This window comes from Actinoplanes cyaneus, from assembly GCF_016862095.1.
Taxonomy (GTDB): Bacteria; Actinomycetota; Actinomycetes; order Mycobacteriales; family Micromonosporaceae; genus Actinoplanes; species Actinoplanes cyaneus.
This window is the reverse complement of the sequence record NZ_BOMH01000068.1, coordinates 113015-127354: the sequence shown is the minus strand read 5'-3', so window position 1 is coordinate 127354 and position 14340 is coordinate 113015. Positions and strand designations below refer to the sequence as shown.

The following is a 14340-nucleotide window of genomic DNA, read 5'->3' as shown; positions in this document are numbered from 1 at the left end:
GCCCCGGATCTGGGCGCGCGGCGTCGCGTCAGAGCACTGCAAGTCAGCGATCACCGGCCGCACTGTGCGGCCGGCCCGGCGCCGGGGGACAGCCGATGTCAGAGGAGGGTGAGCAGCGCTTCCGGACGGTCCAACGGCACGATGTGGCCGCACTCGGCGATCAGCCGCCCGGTGAGTTGGTCGGCCATCGGACGCAGTTGGCGGTGCAGCGTGTCGCCGACCGGCCGGGCACCGATCGCGGTCACCGGCATGGTCAGGCGCCGATGCGCGGACGACGCGATCTGGCCGGTGCTCACGCTCATCGCGCGGTAGTGCGCGAACGCGCAGCGCAGGCTCTCCTCGCCGGTGTACGCCGTGACGAACGCATCCCGCACACCGCGCGCCACCCCGGACCCGTCGTAGGTGCCCGCACGCAGGAAGAAGTCGAGATACTCGCCTTCGTGACCGAGCAGGACGCGCTCGGCCAGGCCCGGCACGGTGTGGAAGCCGAACCACCACGGCGGGGTGAAGCCCTCTCCCCCGAGGGTGGCCTCCATGACGACCAGGCGGGTGACCCGGGCCGGATGATGCAGGGCCAGCAGGACTGCCGGTGGCACGCCGAGATCGAGGGCGGCGACCTCGGCGGTGGCGACGCCGAGCGCGTCGAGCAACGCCCGGGCGTCCTCGGCCAGTGTGCCGGCGTCGTATCCGCCGGCCGCCCGGGTGGTGCCACCCAAGCCGCGCAGGTCCGGTGCGATGACCCGCCGGGTGCGCGACAGCGACGGGATCACCTCGGACCAGACCTGCCAGGTGTGCGGGAACCCGTGCAGCAGCAGGATCGCCGGTCCCTGCCCCGCGATCATCACGTTGATGTCGATGCCGTTGGCGTTGACGATGTGGGTCATCTCGCTCCTTCGTGTGGTAACCATCGGTTACCTGGGCACCGTAGGAGAGCTAGGCTGAGCCCGGAAGAACGCACTTCGCCGAAAGGTGGTAACCCGGTGGTGACTGCTCGCCGCGGCGACCTGTTCGACCCGGCCTGCCCGACCCGGCGGTTGCTCGACCGGGTCGGCGGCAAGTGGGTCGCCATGATCGTCAAGGTGCTGGCCGAGGCCGCCCCGCAGGAGTTGGGCTTCGCCGAGCTGCGGCGCCGCGTTCCCGGCATCTCGCACAAGATGCTGTCGCAGACGCTGCAGTCGCTGACCGCCGACGGCCTGGCCGCGCGGCGGGTCGAAGACTGTGTCCCGCCGCGCGTGTTCTACCGCCTCACCCCGCTGGGCCTGTCGCTCGACGCGCCGCTCGCCGCCCTGCGGGACTGGGCGGAGCGCCACATGCCCGACATCGACGACTTCGCCAGGGAGAGGGCGGCGCCATGAAGAGCTACGGCATTCCAGTGCTCACCGCTCAGGCTCTCACTCCGCTTCCAGGGCGGCGCGGGCGATCGCGCCGGTGATGCGGCCGTCGGTGAGTACGGCGAGCCAGATCGCGCCGGCCGGGGTGCGGGCGAGCGCTTCCGCCGCCGGCTCCCCCGCCCCGGCCGATGGCAGCGGACGGGCGAAGTCGCGCAGCGGGGCATCGGGCCGCGCGCCGGCCAGCTCGGTGGCCGCCACCACCCCGACCACGTCGCCCGGGGCGGGCGGCGCCTCGCTCCCGGCCGGGCGGGGCAGGACGAGCACGGCCACCTCGCCCGCGGCCAGGTCACGGACCGTGGCGTCCGCGGCCAGCACCAGTGGCGTCACGACCGGCCCGTCACCGGTCAGCGGCCCCGGGACGGGCGGGGCGGGGAAGCCTGCGCGGCGCAGCCAGTCGTCGTCGAAGTACTTGGACAGGTAGGCACGGCCGGAGTCCGGGGCGAGCACGACCACCACGCCGGACGGGCCGAGCTCGCGGGCCACGCGCAGGGCGGCCACCACCGCCGTGCCGGTGGACGCGCCGGCCAGGATGCCCTCCTCGCGGGCCAGCCGCCGGGTCATCGCGATCGACTCCCGGTCGCCGACGCGCTCGATGCGGTCGACGACCTTCGGGTGGTACGACTGCGGCCACACGTCCTCGACCGTGTCCGGGTGCACGTAGTGGCCGATGCTCTCCACGTAGTACGGGCTGCCGTCGCCACCGCCGTAGACCGAGCTCTCCGGGTCCGCGCCGACGACGGTGACCGCGCCGGTCTCGCGCAGGTACGCCCCGGCGCCGCTGATCGTCCCGCCGGTGCCGACGCCCGCGACGAAGTGCGTGACCCGCCCGCCGGTCTGCCGCCAGATCTCCGGGCCGGTGGTGGCCAGATGCGCGCCGGGGTTCGCCGGGTTGTCGTACTGTCCGGCGAGCCAGCCACCCGGGGTCTCCTCGGCCAGCCGCGCGGCGACCCGGGACACATGCCGCGGGTCCTCCCGGGTGACGCCGCCCGCGGTGATCACGACCTCGGCGCCGTACGCGCGCAGGGTCTTGATCTTCTCGGTGCTGCTCTTGTCCGGCACCACGACGATCGCCCGGTAGCCGCGCTGGGCCGCGATCATGGCCAGGCCGATCCCGGTGTTGCCCGAGGTCCCCTCGACGATCACCCCGCCGGGCCGCAGTTCGCCCGACTCCTCGGCGGCGCTGACCATGGCGAGCGCCGCGCGGTCCTTCACGCTGCCGCCCGGGTTGAGGAACTCCGCCTTGAGGAGCACCTCGGCGGCGATCCCCTCGGTGACCCGGGTGAGCCGGATCAGGGGCGTGTCGCCGATGGCGTCGATCACACTCATTCCCGAAACCTACTGCCGGCACTGGCCATGAAGGTTGCCGCCCCCCGCAATACATATAAAACCTATAGAACTTATCGGGTACGGTGGAGCGGGCACTGACCGTACCGACAGGAGAACCGATGAGACGCACTCTCGCCACTGTCGCCAGCGCCGGCGGCCACCCCGGCCCCTACGAACTGGCCCTCGACCCGCACCGCTCCACCCTGGCCACCGCGACGCTGGTCGCCCAGCGCGCCGAGGCGGCCCGGATCGACGCGCTGTTCGTGCCGGACCTGCTGGAATTCGGTGCGCAGGGCACGATCGGCGCCCAGGAACCGCTGATCTTCGTGGCCGCGCTCAGCCAGGTCACCTCGAAGGCGGGACTGATCGCGACCGTCTCCACGACGTTCCACCACCCGTTCAACCTGGCCCGCATGTTCGCCACGCTCGACCACGTCAGCAACGGCCGGGCCGCCTGGAACCTGGTCACCTCCTCGATCGGGGAACAGAACTTCGGGACCGGGGAGCTGCCCTCACCCGAGCAGCGCTACGCCCGGGCGGCTGAGACGGTCGAGGTGGTGAACGCGCTGTGGGACAGCTGGCGGCCCGGCGCCCTGCGCGCGGGCCCGGACGGGCAGGCGGTGCTGGACCCCTCGCTGATCGAACCGATCCGGCACCGGGGCGAGTTCTTCTCGATCGAGGGACCGATCAACATCCCGCCCCTGCCACAGCGGCGGCCCGTGCTGATCCAGGCCGGACAGTCGGCCGCCGGGATCGCGCTCGGCGTCCGCTTCGCCGAGATCGTCTTCACGGCGCTGCCGACGCTGGCCGACGCCGAGGAGTTCACCGGCCGGATCCGGGCACAGGCGGCGGCTCACGGCCGTACGCGCGGATTGCCGTTGATCTTCAGCTCGTTCCACGCGACCTTCGGGTCCACCGAGGCCGAAGCCCGGCGGCTCGTCCGCGAGCGCCTCGAGGCGATCGACTACGAGAAGGGCCGCGAGCTGGTCGCCGGCATGCTGGGTGGCGGCATCGACCTCACCGAGGCCAAGCTCGACGAACGGCTGCCGGAGAGCCTGCTGCCGGACATCGGCGGGATCAACCGGCGGCGCGGGCGGGCCGAGATCTTCAGCCGGCTGATCCGCGAGGGACACACGCTGCGCGAGCTGATCCAGGCCGCCCAGGACACCGGCCACTGGTCGGTGGCCGGCACCCCGGAACAGCTGGCCGACGCGGTGCAGGAGCGTTTCGACGCCGGGGTGCTCGACGTGCTCTCGCTCGGCGGGCTGGCCGACGACGTCCAGCACGACTTCGTCGTCAACGGACTGCTGCACGACCTGCGCCGCCGCGGCATCGTCAAGGACGACTACCGCGGCGCGACCCTGCGCGACAATCTCGGCCTCACCCTGACCCCCTGAAGGATCAACACCCTGCTCGGGTACGGCGTCACGAAGGCCCCGGCAGGGCGTTGCGGGGCTGCTACCAGCCGGCTCGCCAGTACTGGGGCGGACGCGGAAGCTCGGTGCGGTCGATGCCGAGACGTGCCGCGGCGGACGTGGCCCAATGCGGATCGCGCAGGGCCGCCCGGCCGATGGACACGGCGTGCGCCTGGCCGGTCGCCAGGATCGTCTCCGCCTGCAGCGCCTCCTCGACGAGGCCCACCGCGCTCACCACGACGGGCGTGCCGGCGAGCTGCCGGGTCAGCTCCGCGGCCAGCGGCACCTGATATCCGGGACCGACCGGGATCGCCGCACCGCCACCGAGGCCCCCTGAGGACACGTCCACCCAGGTCACACCGTGCTCCTCGGCGAGCCGGCGGATCAGGCGCGCCGAAGCGGGCACGTCCCAGCCGCCGTCCACCCAGTCGGTCGCGCTGATCCGGATCCCGAGCGGTTTGTGCGCCGGCCAGACGGCGCGCACGGCGGCGGCGACCTCCCGGGCGAGCCTGGTCCGGCCCTCCTCGTCACCGCCGTACTCGTCGGTCCGGGTGTTCGTCAGCGGCGACAGGAACTGGTGGATCAGGTAGCCGTGCGCGCCGTGCAGCTGGATCGCGTCATACCCGGCGGCGTCCGCACGACGGGCCGCGGCGGCGAAGGCCGCGACCACCTCGGCGATGCCCTCGCGGCTCAACCCGGCCGCGGCGCTCAGGCCCGGCAGCACGGGACCGTCGACGGCGCTGACCGTGCTCCAGCCGCCGTCGGCGGCGGGCACCGTGCCGTCCGGCTGGCCGGGAAGCCACGGGAAGGTGGAGGCTTTGCCGCCCGCGTGGGCGAGCTGCACCGCGGCCGCGGCGCCCTGCGAGTGCAGGAAGGTGACCAGCCGCTCGTGCGCCCGCTGCTGCTCGTCGTCGTAGAGGCCGACGTCGCGGGGGCTGATCCGGCCCCGGGCCTCGACGCCGGTGGCCTCGGTCGTGACCATGCCGAACCCGCCGGCGGCGAAGGAGCCCAGATGCTGCAGGTGCCAGTCGCGGGGCACCCCGTCCTCGGCGTCGATGACGTACTGGCACATCGGCGCGACGATGGCGCGGTTACGCAGGACGAGCCCCGGGCCCTCGGGGGCCGGCAGGGTGATCGGCGTGAACAGCACTGACATGGTGACCACCCGTTCCACAATTACTTGCATACGCCTTGTTTCAACGTGTGCAAGAAAAAGTAGTTGCAGACGCTCTCTTTTGCAAACGCTGTGACGGGCGGCACGAGCGGCCGGTCGTGGGTCCCGGGAACACCCCGGAAGCCACCACCCGCCGGAGCAGCGCTAAACCTTGTCCACGTTGAGCAAGCCGGCGGCGACGATCGTCCGGCTCAGGGGCCGAGCCAGCTCGGCGAGGCGCCGGCAGCCGTCCGCGCCGAGAACCGCGTACGCCGGTGCGGCGAGCCGATCGGTGGCCTCCTCGATCCCGTCGCGCTGGGCGCGGCCGGCGGCGCTCAGCACCGGTTCGTGGCCGTCGATCAGTCCCCGGCGCCGCAGGTCGCCGACCGCCCCGGCCCACTGCTCGTCGCTCCAGCCGCGGCTGCGGCGCAGGAACCGTTCCGGCACCGCACCGGAGGCGGCGTGCAGCACCAGCGCCTCCAGCCCGGTCAGCCCGGCGAGCAGCAGGGCCGCGACGTGCCCGTCGCCGCGGAACTCCCGCAGCACGGTCTGCGCCTGCCAGAGGATCAGATGCGGCTGGTCCGGCCACGGCAGGGCGGCGTGGGCGGCGAACAACGGACGGCCCTGCGGGTGGGCTGCGGCGGCCTCGGCCGCGCGACGGGCCAGGCCGGCGGCCTCGGCCACCTCCGGGCCGTGCACCGCGTCGCCGAGGCCACGGGTCAGGGCCGCGTCAGCGGCTTCCAGCCGGGCGGCCAGGACCGCGGCCGGAGTGGTCTTCTCCCAGGCAGCGGGCAGCGCGGCGGCGACCAGGCCCGGGTTGAAGTTGAAGAAGGTGGCGGTGACCGGCTCGGCGCCGACGGGCCCCAGAGCGGCCGCGCGCGAGGCGAAGTAGCCGGCGCGCCCGGTGAGGCCCAGCGCCGCGTACCGCTCGTGGGCCTCGGGCACGAAATAGATCATGCCGTGCAGCGGCTCGGCCAGTCGCCAGGCCTGACGCACCAGAGCCGGATCGATCGCCGCCGCTTCCTGCTGGTGTGAATCCGTCGCATTCGTCATGACGCCACCCTCCGTCGCCGAAGTTACCGATGGGTAGCCTCGCATGTGACCGGCGTCGCTGTCACGCCCCGGCCGGAACACCGACGGAACACCCCCCGGAGCGACCCCGACTGGATCGCTGATGCTTTGCTCGACGGCATGGAAACGCTCGAGCAACGGCTGGAACGCGTGCGGGAGAAGCTGTCACGTCTTGACCGGCCGAAGATCTTCGGCGCGTCCTCGCACGGCTGTGTCCTCGGGCCACCGCTGGCCGAGGCGCAGGTCGCCACGTTCGAGCGCGAGCACGGGATCACGCTGCCCGGGGCGTACCGGGGCTTCCTCACCACGATCGGCCACGGCGGACCGGGACAGTTCGGCGGCGCGGGCCCGTTCTACGGGCTGACCCCGTTGCACCACTGGGATCGGATCCTCATGGAGGAAACCAAGAAACCGCTGTCCCAGCCGTTCCCCACGGTGCCGGGCGCCGACTACGGCAAGGGCGAGGACTGGTTCGAGCGCGCCGGCGTGGACGAGGACGGCGAGTGGTACCCAGGGGCGATCGCCCTGGCCGACCAGGGGTGCGGCGACATGGTCGCCCTGGTGGTGACCGGGCCGGCCCGCGGGCGGGTGGCCTACCTGTTCTGGGGCCGCGCGCCGATGTTCACCGCCGACGCCGACTTCCTCGCCTGGTACGAGCGGTGGCTCGACGCCGCCCTCAGCGGCGCCGAACACTGGTACTGACCGCCGGACCGGCTTCCCTGATCGGCCGCTGATCCCGCGGTGCCGCCCCGAGAGAGCCGGCCCGTGCTCAGCCGCCTGTCGTGCTGGGTGGTGCGGGGATGAGCCGCTGGGCGAGGGCGATGAAGTCCGGTACGGCGGGATGGCTCGGGGGCTGCTTCCAGGCCAGGTGGACCGTGACGGCTGGTACGCCGGCGAGCGGCAGGTACGCCACGGCGGGGTTCGGGTAGGTGATCGCGGTGGCGGTGGTCGTGACGCCGACAGCGTCGCCGGCGGCGATGGCAGCGATCCAGTCGTCGGTGTTGGCGACCTCGATCGTGTCATCAGGGGTGTCGTCCGGAGGCCAGAGACCGAGGGCCGTGGTCCCGGCGATGGTGTTGACGGCGATCGGCCTGGCGATGAGGTCGCGCAGGGTGAGTCGGGTCCTCCGGGCGAGCGGGCTGTCGGCGGCGACGGCGGCGACGCGCGGCTCGAGCAGCAGGGCCACGGTGTTCACCTCGGCGGGCAGGTCGGCCTCGCCCCGGATGACGGCGACGTCGACGGTGCCGCGGTCGAGCCCGGCGTTGCGGTCGTCGACGCGCAGCAGTTGCAGGGGGGTGTCCGGGTGTTCCTGCTTCCAGCGGCGCAGCAGGGGCGTGGTGTGTTCGCCCAGTGCCGACCAGGCGTGGCCGAGACGCAGGGGCCAGGTCCCGGCGCGGGCGGGGTCGAGTGCCTCGTCGACCGCCGTGACCGCGGCGGCGGCTCGCGGCTGGAACGCGTGCCCGGCGACGGTGAGCCGCAGGTGATGGGTGGACCGGTCGATCAGGCGGGCGCCCAGGTGTGCTTCCAGCTGGCGCAGGGTGCGGGAGAGCGCGGGTTGCGTCACGTGCAGCCGGGCCGCGGCCCGGGTGATGGTGCCTTCGGCGGCGATGGCGAGGAAGGCGCGCAGATGCCGCAGCTCCACGGTCATAACCACAGAGCATAACCGCAGCACATTCGGCATTTCCGCGGCCGAGGGGTGACTCCTAACGTCGACCGCATGACCAGCGCTCCCGACACCACGCCGTCCGCCGTCGCTCCTGCCGAGGCACCGGTGTCCCCGACACGGCGCGCCGGGGCGGTCGGGCTGGTGCTGGGCGCCCTGCTGTCGGGTCCGTTCGGCGGCGCGGTCGCGGCGCTGCTGTTCCCCCGGGCCGGGGTGGACGGAGCCGTGACCCTGCGGCTGACGATCGCGGCGCTCGTGCTGCTGGCGGTGTGCCGGCCCCGCGTACGGGGACATCGGCGCGCCGACTGGCTGCTGATCGGCGGCTTCGGTGCGGCGCTCGCCGGCATGAACACGCTGGCCTATCACGCGATCGCGCTGATCCCGCTGGGTCCCGTGGTGATGCTGGAGGTGCTGGGGCCGCTCGTGCTGTCGGTGGTGACCGCCCGCCGCGCGGCGAGCTGGCTGTGGGCCGGCCTGGCCGCCGCCGGGGTGGCGTTGCTGAGCAGCACCGGATTCGATCGGCTCACCCCGGCCGGGATCGGCTTCGCGACCGCGGCAGGCGCCGTGTGGGCCGGATACATCATGGCCAGTGCACGGGCCGGGCAACGCTTTCCCCGGGCCGACGGCCTGGCCCTGGCCATGACCGCCGCCGCGATCATCACCCTTCCCCTCGGCGTGGGCACAGCGGGAACCACGCTGCTGGACCCGTCCATCCTCGCGATGGGCGCCGGAGTGGCGCTGTTGTCCTCGGCGCTGCCCTACACCCTGGAGTTGCTGGCACTCCGCCGCATGCCCACCACGACCTTCGCCGTCCTGATGAGCCTCGGGCCCGCCGTCGCCGCGATCGCCGGCTATGTCGTCCTGCACCAGCAGCTCACACCTGCCGAAGGGCTGGCCATCGCGCTGGTCGTCGCCGCCAACGTCGGTGCCGTCCGGACGCCGTCCCGGCGGGTTCCGTCCCCGGCACCCCGGGAGAGCACGCCGAGCGAGGCACCGGCGCGCTGAGGGACCCGGCCGTCACCGTGTCGCCGCCGATCGCGATGGTGAACAGGCGCGGGTGTCCACACTTCGTCCACTGGGTGGGTGGCCCAATGAGGCGCGGCCGGTGATCGCCGGCCGCGGCTTCGAGGAAGGCACCGCTCTGTGAGTGAAGCAATGGATGTCGCGGGTCTGCGCGCGGTCGTCACCGGCCCGGTGTTCGTCCCCGCGGACGAGGGTTACGCGGCGGAGACCGCCACCTACAACCTGACCGTCGTGCCCGCGCCGTCGGTGGTGGTGGGCGCCGTGGACGCGGCCGACGTCCGGGCCGCCGTCCGGTTCGCCGTGGCCGGCGGCCTGCCGGTGGCGGTGCTCGGCGCCGGGCACGGAAGTGCGGTGTCGTCCGCTGGGGCGGTCATGATCACGACCCGGCGGCTGGGCGGGATCAGCATCGACGTGCACGCCCGGACCGCCCGGGTGGAGGCCGGCGTGCGCTGGGCCGAGCTGATCGAGCAGCTCGCCAAGGTGGGGCTGGCCGCCCTGAACGGCTCCTCGCCGACGGTGACGGTGGTGTCGTACACGATCGGGGGCGGGCTCGGGCCGTTCGGCCGCAAGCACGGATACGCCGCCGACCACGTGACGGCCCTCGACGTGGTGACCGCCGACGGCGAACTGCGGCGGGTCGACGCGGAGCGGGACCCGGAGCTGTTCTGGGCGTTGCGCGGCGGCAAGGGCAACTTCGGGGTGGTCGTGGCCATCGAGTTCGGGCTGTTCCCGATCCCGTCGTTCTACGGCGGCGGCATCTTCTTCCCCGGTGAGCTCGCCGGGGAGGTGCTGCACCTGTTCCGCCGGTGGGTGAAGGACGTGCCGGAGGAGATGTCCGCATCGGTGGGGCTGCTGCACCTGCCGCCGGCGCCGTTCGTGCCGGAGCCGCTGCGCGACCGGCTCGTCGCGCACCTCCGGATCACGTACCTGGGCGACGCGGCGCAGGGCGAGCGGCTGGTGGCACCGTTCCGGGCGCTGGGCGCGCCGATCATCGACGCGGTCACCGAGTTGCCGTACGCCGCGATCGCCTCCGTGCACAGTGACCCGGTCGACCCGTTACCGCTGTTCGAGCGCGGCGCCCTGCTGCACGACCTGCCCGCCGAGGCGGTCGACGCGGTGCTGGAACTGGCCGGGCCGGGTGCGCCGTCGCCACTGGTCCTCGCGGAGATCCGGCACCTGGGTGGCGCGCTGTCGCGTCCGCCGGCCGTGCCGAACGCGGTCGGCAACCGCGACGAGACGCTGTTCAACGTCTTCCTGGTCGCGGCGGGCGGGCCGCCGGACGCGGAGGCGATGCTGGCGTACGAGCAGCGCCTGATCGACGCGCTGGCGCCGTGGTCGACCGGGCGGCGCTACCTGAACTTCATGTTCGCCGCCGACTCGGCGCCGCAGACCGCGGTGCTGGCCTGGTCGCCGGAGGCGTACCCACGACTGCGGGAGATCAAGCGGCGGTACGACCCGGCGAACGTCTTCCGGATCAACCACAACATCCCGCCGGCCGGGTAACTGCGTAAAAGTACGTACGCGAGGACCGCACGGACACGCTTAGCGTCGGAGCCATGCAGAAGTCCCCTCGCCCGCTCCGGTTCACCGTGCTGGGCCCGGTTCGTGCCTGGCGCGGTGACAGGGAGATCCACCTCGGCTCACCGCAGTCCCGTACGTTGATCGCGCTTCTCCTGGCGCACGGCGGCGAGGTGATGAGCCTCGCGCACCTCGTGGACGCGATGTGGGGCGCCGCCCCGCCGAACACCGCGGTCAACGCGGTGCACCGCAACGTCGGGCTCCTGCGCCGGCTGATCGAGCCCGCTCTGCCGGTGCGGGATCCGGGGAGCTGGCTGATCCGGTCGGCGGGCGGTTACCGGCTCGCCGTCGGCCCGGAGAGTCTCGACCTGCTGCGCCTGCGGGCGCTGGCCGAGCAGGGTCGCCGGGAGGCGAAACCCCACCTTTTCCGGGAGGCGCTCGACCTGTGGCAGGGGACGGTGGCCGACGGGATCGACGCGCTGGTCCGCAACGACACCGTCTTCACCGCGCTCGATCAGGAGCTGACCGCGCTCGCCCGGGAGGCCGCCGACCTCGCGCTGGCCACGGGTGACGCGGAGCTGCTGCTCGGTGCGGTGCGGCGGGCCGCGGATCAGGCGCCGTTCGACGAGGCGCTGCACGCGCGGCTGATCCGGCTGTGGGCCGCGACCGGTCATCAGGCCGGGGCGCTGGCCACCTACGAGCGGCTGCGGGTGCGGCTCGGCGAGGAACTGGGCATCACGCCGGGCGTCGAGGCCACCGACGCCCGCGACGCCGTGCTGCGGCCGGCCCGGGCCGCGCGGATTCCGGCGCAACTCCCCGCCGACCTGCCGGTCTTCGCGGCGCGCGACGCCGAGCTGGCGCTGCTCGACGGGCTCGCCGACCTGGCCGGGCCGGTGGCGGTGACCGGCATGCCGGGCGTCGGCAAGACCACGCTCGCCGTCCACTGGGCACACCGGGTGGCGGGGAGGTTCCCGGGCGGCCAGCTCTATCTCAACCTGAGGGGCTTCGACCGCGAACGCCGCCCGCTGACCTCCGGCGAGGCGCTCGCGGCGTTGCTCGACGGGCTGGGCGTCAGCGGTCGCGACGTGCCAGAGACGGTGGACGCCCGGGCAGCGCTCTACCGCACCCTGCTCGCCGGGCGCCGGATGCTGGTCGTGCTCGACGACGCGCGGGACGCCGGGCAGGTCCGCCCGCTTCTTCCGGGTGGCGGCGGCTGCCTGGTGATCGTGACCGGCCGGGCGGAGCCGATCGGCCTGGCGGTTCACGGCGCGCCGGTGATCAGGGTGCCGCCGCTGTCACCGCTCGGCTCGCGGCGGATGCTGGAGAGACGCCTGGGCCCGGCACGGCTGTCGGCCGATCCGGTGGCCACGGGTGAGATCGTCGCGTACTGCGGTGGGCTGCCCCTAGCGCTGGCGATCGTCGCGGCGCGGGCACAGCACGGTCCTGCGGCGCCGTTGCGGGTGCTCGCCGCCGAGCTGCGCGCCGGCCGGCTGGACGCGTTGTCGGCGCCGGGACTGGCCGATGACGTACGCGCATCCTTCGCTCTGTCGGTGAGCTCTTTGACCGAGCACGCGGCAGAGGCCTTCGCGCGGCTCGGGCACGAGTCGGCGGAGGTCGGCCTCTCGTCGGCCGCCTCGGAACTGTCAGCGGCCGGCATGCTGATCGAAATCGGTCCCGGGCGATTCCGGATGCACGAGCTGCTACGACTCTTCGCCCGCGAAACAGCAGCACGCGAAACCGCGGCTCAGGAAACGACAGCACGCGAAACAGCAGTACGCGAAACGCCGGCGCGGGAAACGACAGCACGCGAAACAGCGGCACGGGAAACGACACCGAGCGGAACAGCAGCACCGGAAACCGCAGCGCGCGAAGCAGCGGCGCCGCGAACGAGGCCGGCAAGCCGGCAGAACCCGCGCCAACTTCCCGCACACACTTTGCCCACAGCACCGCGCCTAACGTCGCCCATCAGCGATCTCGACCCGACCTCGGAGGCTCTGCCGCTGTGACCACCACCGTCATCTTCATCCACGGCCTCTGGCTGCACGCGTCGTCGTGGCAGCCGTGGGCCGACCTCTTCACCGAGCGCGGCTACCGCACCCGGGCGCCCGGCTGGCCCGGCGACGCCGACACCGTCGAGGAGACCCGCGCCCACCCGGAGGCGCTGGCCGGCCACGGCATCGACGATGTCGTCGACCACTACGCGAAGATCATCGGCACGCTGGACACCAAGCCGATCGTGATCGGACACTCGTTCGGCGGCATGATCGCCCAGAAACTGCTCGGCCTCGACCTGGCGGCCGCTGCTGTCGCCATCGACGCGGCGCAGATCAAGGGCGTGCTGCCGCTGCCGCTGTCCGCGCTGCGCTCCGGGTTCCCGGTGCTGGGCAACCCGGCGAACGCGGGCCGCGCGGTCTCGCTGACCCCCGAGCAGTTCCGGTACGCGTTCGGCAACGCGGTCTCCGAGCAGGAGTCCCGCGAGCTGTTCGACCGGTGGTCGATCCCGGCCCCGGGCAAGCCGCTGTTCGAGGCGGCCGCCGCGAACTTCAACCCGCACTCGCCGGCGAAGGTGAACACCGGCAACGAGTCGCGCGGCCCGCTGCTGCTGATGGCCGGCGGCAAGGACCACACGGTGCCGGAGACGGTCGTCCGGGCGACGCTCAAGCAGTACCGCCACTCGCACGCGGTGACCGACATCGTGGACTTCCCCGGCAAGGCGCACTCGCTGACCATCGACTCGGGCTGGCGCGAGGTCGCCGAGACCACGCTGACCTGGCTGAAAGGGCAGGGCCTCTGATGCGGGCGGCCATCCGGGCGATCGCCGCCACGCTGGTCGCGGTCGTCGCGCTCAGCGGGCCGGTCGTCGCCGACGCGCACGGGCACGACACCGCCGACTCCCGGCTGCCGGCCGGTTTCACCGAGCGGAAGGTCCGCGTCGGCGACGTCGGCATCAACTACGTCCGCGGCGGGCGCGGCCCGGTCCTGGTGCTGATCCACGGCTACCCCGAGACCTGGTTCGAGTGGCACGCCGTCATGCCCGAGCTGGCCAGGCACTACACGGTGATCGCGCCGGATCTGCGCGGCGCCGGCAAGAGCGACGCGCCGGCCGGCGGCTACGACAAGAAGACGATGGCCGACGACCTGCACGGCCTGCTCGTCAAGCTCGGCCTGAACTCCGGCATCCGGCTGGTCGGGCACGACATCGGCACGATGGTGGCCTACGCCTACGCCGCGGCGCACCCCACCGAGGTCACGAAGCTCGTGCTCAGCGAGGCGCCGATCCCGGACGGCAGCATCTACGGGTTCCCGGCGATGCCCGAGACCGGCCACGGCGGCTGGCAGTTCGGCTTCTTCGCGCTGCGCAACGGGCTGCCCGAGCAGACCGTCGACGGCCGCGAGGAGCAGTGGGTGCAGGGTTTCACCGACCAGCTCGAGGTGGTCAAGGACGGCGTCGGCCCGGACGACGTGAAGGTGTTCGCCAAGTACCTGAGGGACGACGCTCATCTGCGGGCGAGTTTCGAGTGGTTCCGGGCGTTCCCGGCCGACATCGAAGCGAACAAGGTCAACATCCTGACGCCGTTGCCGATGCCGGTGCTGGCGGTGGACGCCGACGGCAGCCTGAACGGTTTCCTGGAGTCCCAGGTGCCGAAGTATGCGACGGACGTGACCTATCTGAAGATCACGAACTCCGGGCACTGGATCTACGAGGAGCACCCGGAAGAGATGACGACGAAACTGCTCGCGTTCTTCCGGTAACCCGCAGGAATCCGCGGGGCGTCGCGA

At 72.8% G+C, this 14340-nt stretch carries 13 protein-coding genes; 8 read left to right on the top strand and 5 right to left on the bottom strand.

The window, feature by feature from the left end; translation table 11 throughout:
• Positions 1–98: 98 nt before the first annotated feature.
• Entirely contained in the window at positions 99–884 is a 786-nt protein-coding gene (locus tag Acy02nite_RS38680; protein ID WP_239175598.1) for an alpha/beta fold hydrolase, read from the bottom strand.
• 96 nt (positions 885–980) lie between these two features.
• Between Acy02nite_RS38680 and Acy02nite_RS38675 the strand changes: the two genes are divergently transcribed.
• Positions 981–1355, top strand: coding sequence for a winged helix-turn-helix transcriptional regulator (locus Acy02nite_RS38675; RefSeq protein ID WP_203752973.1), 375 nt, complete (start codon positions 981–983; stop codon positions 1353–1355).
• 36 nt (positions 1356–1391) lie between these two features.
• Here the strand turns inward: Acy02nite_RS38675 and Acy02nite_RS38670 are convergent, their stop codons facing one another.
• Positions 1392–2717, bottom strand: coding sequence for a PLP-dependent cysteine synthase family protein (locus Acy02nite_RS38670; protein ID WP_203752970.1), 1326 nt, complete (start codon positions 2715–2717; stop codon positions 1392–1394).
• A 119-nt stretch (positions 2718–2836) separates the two neighbouring features.
• Here Acy02nite_RS38670 and Acy02nite_RS38665 point away from each other — a divergent pair, with 119 nt between their 5' ends.
• On the top strand, positions 2837–4114 hold the full coding sequence (locus Acy02nite_RS38665; RefSeq protein WP_203752967.1) for an NtaA/DmoA family FMN-dependent monooxygenase: 1278 nt from the start codon (positions 2837–2839) through the stop codon (positions 4112–4114).
• Positions 4115–4175: 61 nt separating this feature from the next.
• Here Acy02nite_RS38665 and Acy02nite_RS38660 read toward each other — a convergent pair whose 3' ends face one another.
• Together Acy02nite_RS38660 and Acy02nite_RS38655 are read right to left on the bottom strand one after the other, a co-directional pair.
• Positions 4176–5288 (bottom strand): oxidoreductase, encoded by a 1113-nt coding sequence (locus Acy02nite_RS38660; RefSeq protein WP_203752953.1) that lies wholly within the window; start codon positions 5286–5288, stop codon positions 4176–4178.
• 162 nt (positions 5289–5450) lie between these two features.
• Positions 5451–6338: an SCO6745 family protein gene (locus Acy02nite_RS38655; RefSeq protein ID WP_203752951.1), complete on the bottom strand. Its 888-nt coding sequence runs from the start codon at positions 6336–6338 to the stop codon at positions 5451–5453.
• 138 nt (positions 6339–6476) lie between these two features.
• On the opposite strand from Acy02nite_RS38655, the gene Acy02nite_RS38650 reads away from it, so the two are divergent.
• Positions 6477–7058 carry an SMI1/KNR4 family protein gene (locus Acy02nite_RS38650; RefSeq protein ID WP_203752949.1) on the top strand — a complete coding sequence of 194 codons (582 nt, stop codon included), beginning with the start codon at positions 6477–6479 and terminating at the stop codon, positions 7056–7058.
• A gap of 67 nt (positions 7059–7125) precedes the next feature.
• Here Acy02nite_RS38650 and Acy02nite_RS38645 read toward each other — a convergent pair whose 3' ends face one another.
• Positions 7126–8004, bottom strand: a complete 879-nt coding sequence (locus Acy02nite_RS38645; RefSeq protein WP_203752947.1) for a LysR family transcriptional regulator — start codon at positions 8002–8004, stop codon at positions 7126–7128.
• A gap of 69 nt (positions 8005–8073) precedes the next feature.
• Between Acy02nite_RS38645 and Acy02nite_RS38640 the strand changes: the two genes are divergently transcribed.
• The 5 genes from Acy02nite_RS38640 to Acy02nite_RS38620 all read left to right on the top strand — a co-directional run bounded on the left by Acy02nite_RS38640 (position 8074) and on the right by Acy02nite_RS38620 (position 14313).
• Positions 8074–9024 carry an EamA family transporter gene (locus tag Acy02nite_RS38640; protein WP_203752945.1) on the top strand — a complete coding sequence of 317 codons (951 nt, stop codon included), beginning with the start codon at positions 8074–8076 and terminating at the stop codon, positions 9022–9024.
• Between the two features lie 138 nt (positions 9025–9162).
• On the top strand, positions 9163–10545 hold the full coding sequence (locus Acy02nite_RS38635; protein ID WP_203752942.1) for an FAD-binding oxidoreductase: 1383 nt from the start codon (positions 9163–9165) through the stop codon (positions 10543–10545).
• Positions 10546–10598: 53 nt separating this feature from the next.
• Complete coding sequence (locus Acy02nite_RS38630; RefSeq protein ID WP_203752939.1) at positions 10599–12566, top strand: BTAD domain-containing putative transcriptional regulator; 1968 nt, start codon at positions 10599–10601, stop codon at positions 12564–12566.
• Entirely contained in the window at positions 12563–13354 is a 792-nt protein-coding gene (locus Acy02nite_RS38625; RefSeq protein ID WP_203752936.1) for an alpha/beta hydrolase, read from the top strand. Before Acy02nite_RS38630 ends, Acy02nite_RS38625 begins: the two co-directional genes overlap by 4 nt.
• A complete protein-coding gene (locus Acy02nite_RS38620; protein WP_203752934.1) occupies positions 13354–14313 on the top strand; it encodes an alpha/beta fold hydrolase in 960 nt (319 codons plus the stop codon). Before Acy02nite_RS38625 ends, Acy02nite_RS38620 begins: the two co-directional genes overlap by 1 nt.
• Positions 14314–14340 lie beyond the last annotated feature (27 nt).

Excerpts from the sequence above, each read along its gene's own strand:
- Acy02nite_RS38680 (WP_239175598.1), bottom strand. The coding sequence starts at position 884 with ATGACCCACATCGTCAACGCCAACGGCATCGACATCAACGTGATGATC.
- Acy02nite_RS38670 (WP_203752970.1), bottom strand. The coding sequence starts at position 2,717 with ATGAGTGTGATCGACGCCATCGGCGACACGCCCCTGATCCGGCTCACC.
- Acy02nite_RS38665 (WP_203752967.1), top strand. The coding sequence starts at position 2,837 with ATGAGACGCACTCTCGCCACTGTCGCCAGCGCCGGCGGCCACCCCGGC.
- Acy02nite_RS38660 (WP_203752953.1), bottom strand. The coding sequence starts at position 5,288 with ATGTCAGTGCTGTTCACGCCGATCACCCTGCCGGCCCCCGAGGGCCCG.
- Acy02nite_RS38655 (WP_203752951.1), bottom strand. The coding sequence starts at position 6,338 with ATGACGAATGCGACGGATTCACACCAGCAGGAAGCGGCGGCGATCGAT.
- Acy02nite_RS38650 (WP_203752949.1), top strand. The coding sequence starts at position 6,477 with ATGGAAACGCTCGAGCAACGGCTGGAACGCGTGCGGGAGAAGCTGTCA.
- Acy02nite_RS38645 (WP_203752947.1), bottom strand. The coding sequence starts at position 8,004 with ATGACCGTGGAGCTGCGGCATCTGCGCGCCTTCCTCGCCATCGCCGCC.
- Acy02nite_RS38640 (WP_203752945.1), top strand. The coding sequence starts at position 8,074 with ATGACCAGCGCTCCCGACACCACGCCGTCCGCCGTCGCTCCTGCCGAG.
- Acy02nite_RS38630 (WP_203752939.1), top strand. The coding sequence starts at position 10,599 with ATGCAGAAGTCCCCTCGCCCGCTCCGGTTCACCGTGCTGGGCCCGGTT.
- Acy02nite_RS38620 (WP_203752934.1), top strand. The coding sequence starts at position 13,354 with ATGCGGGCGGCCATCCGGGCGATCGCCGCCACGCTGGTCGCGGTCGTC.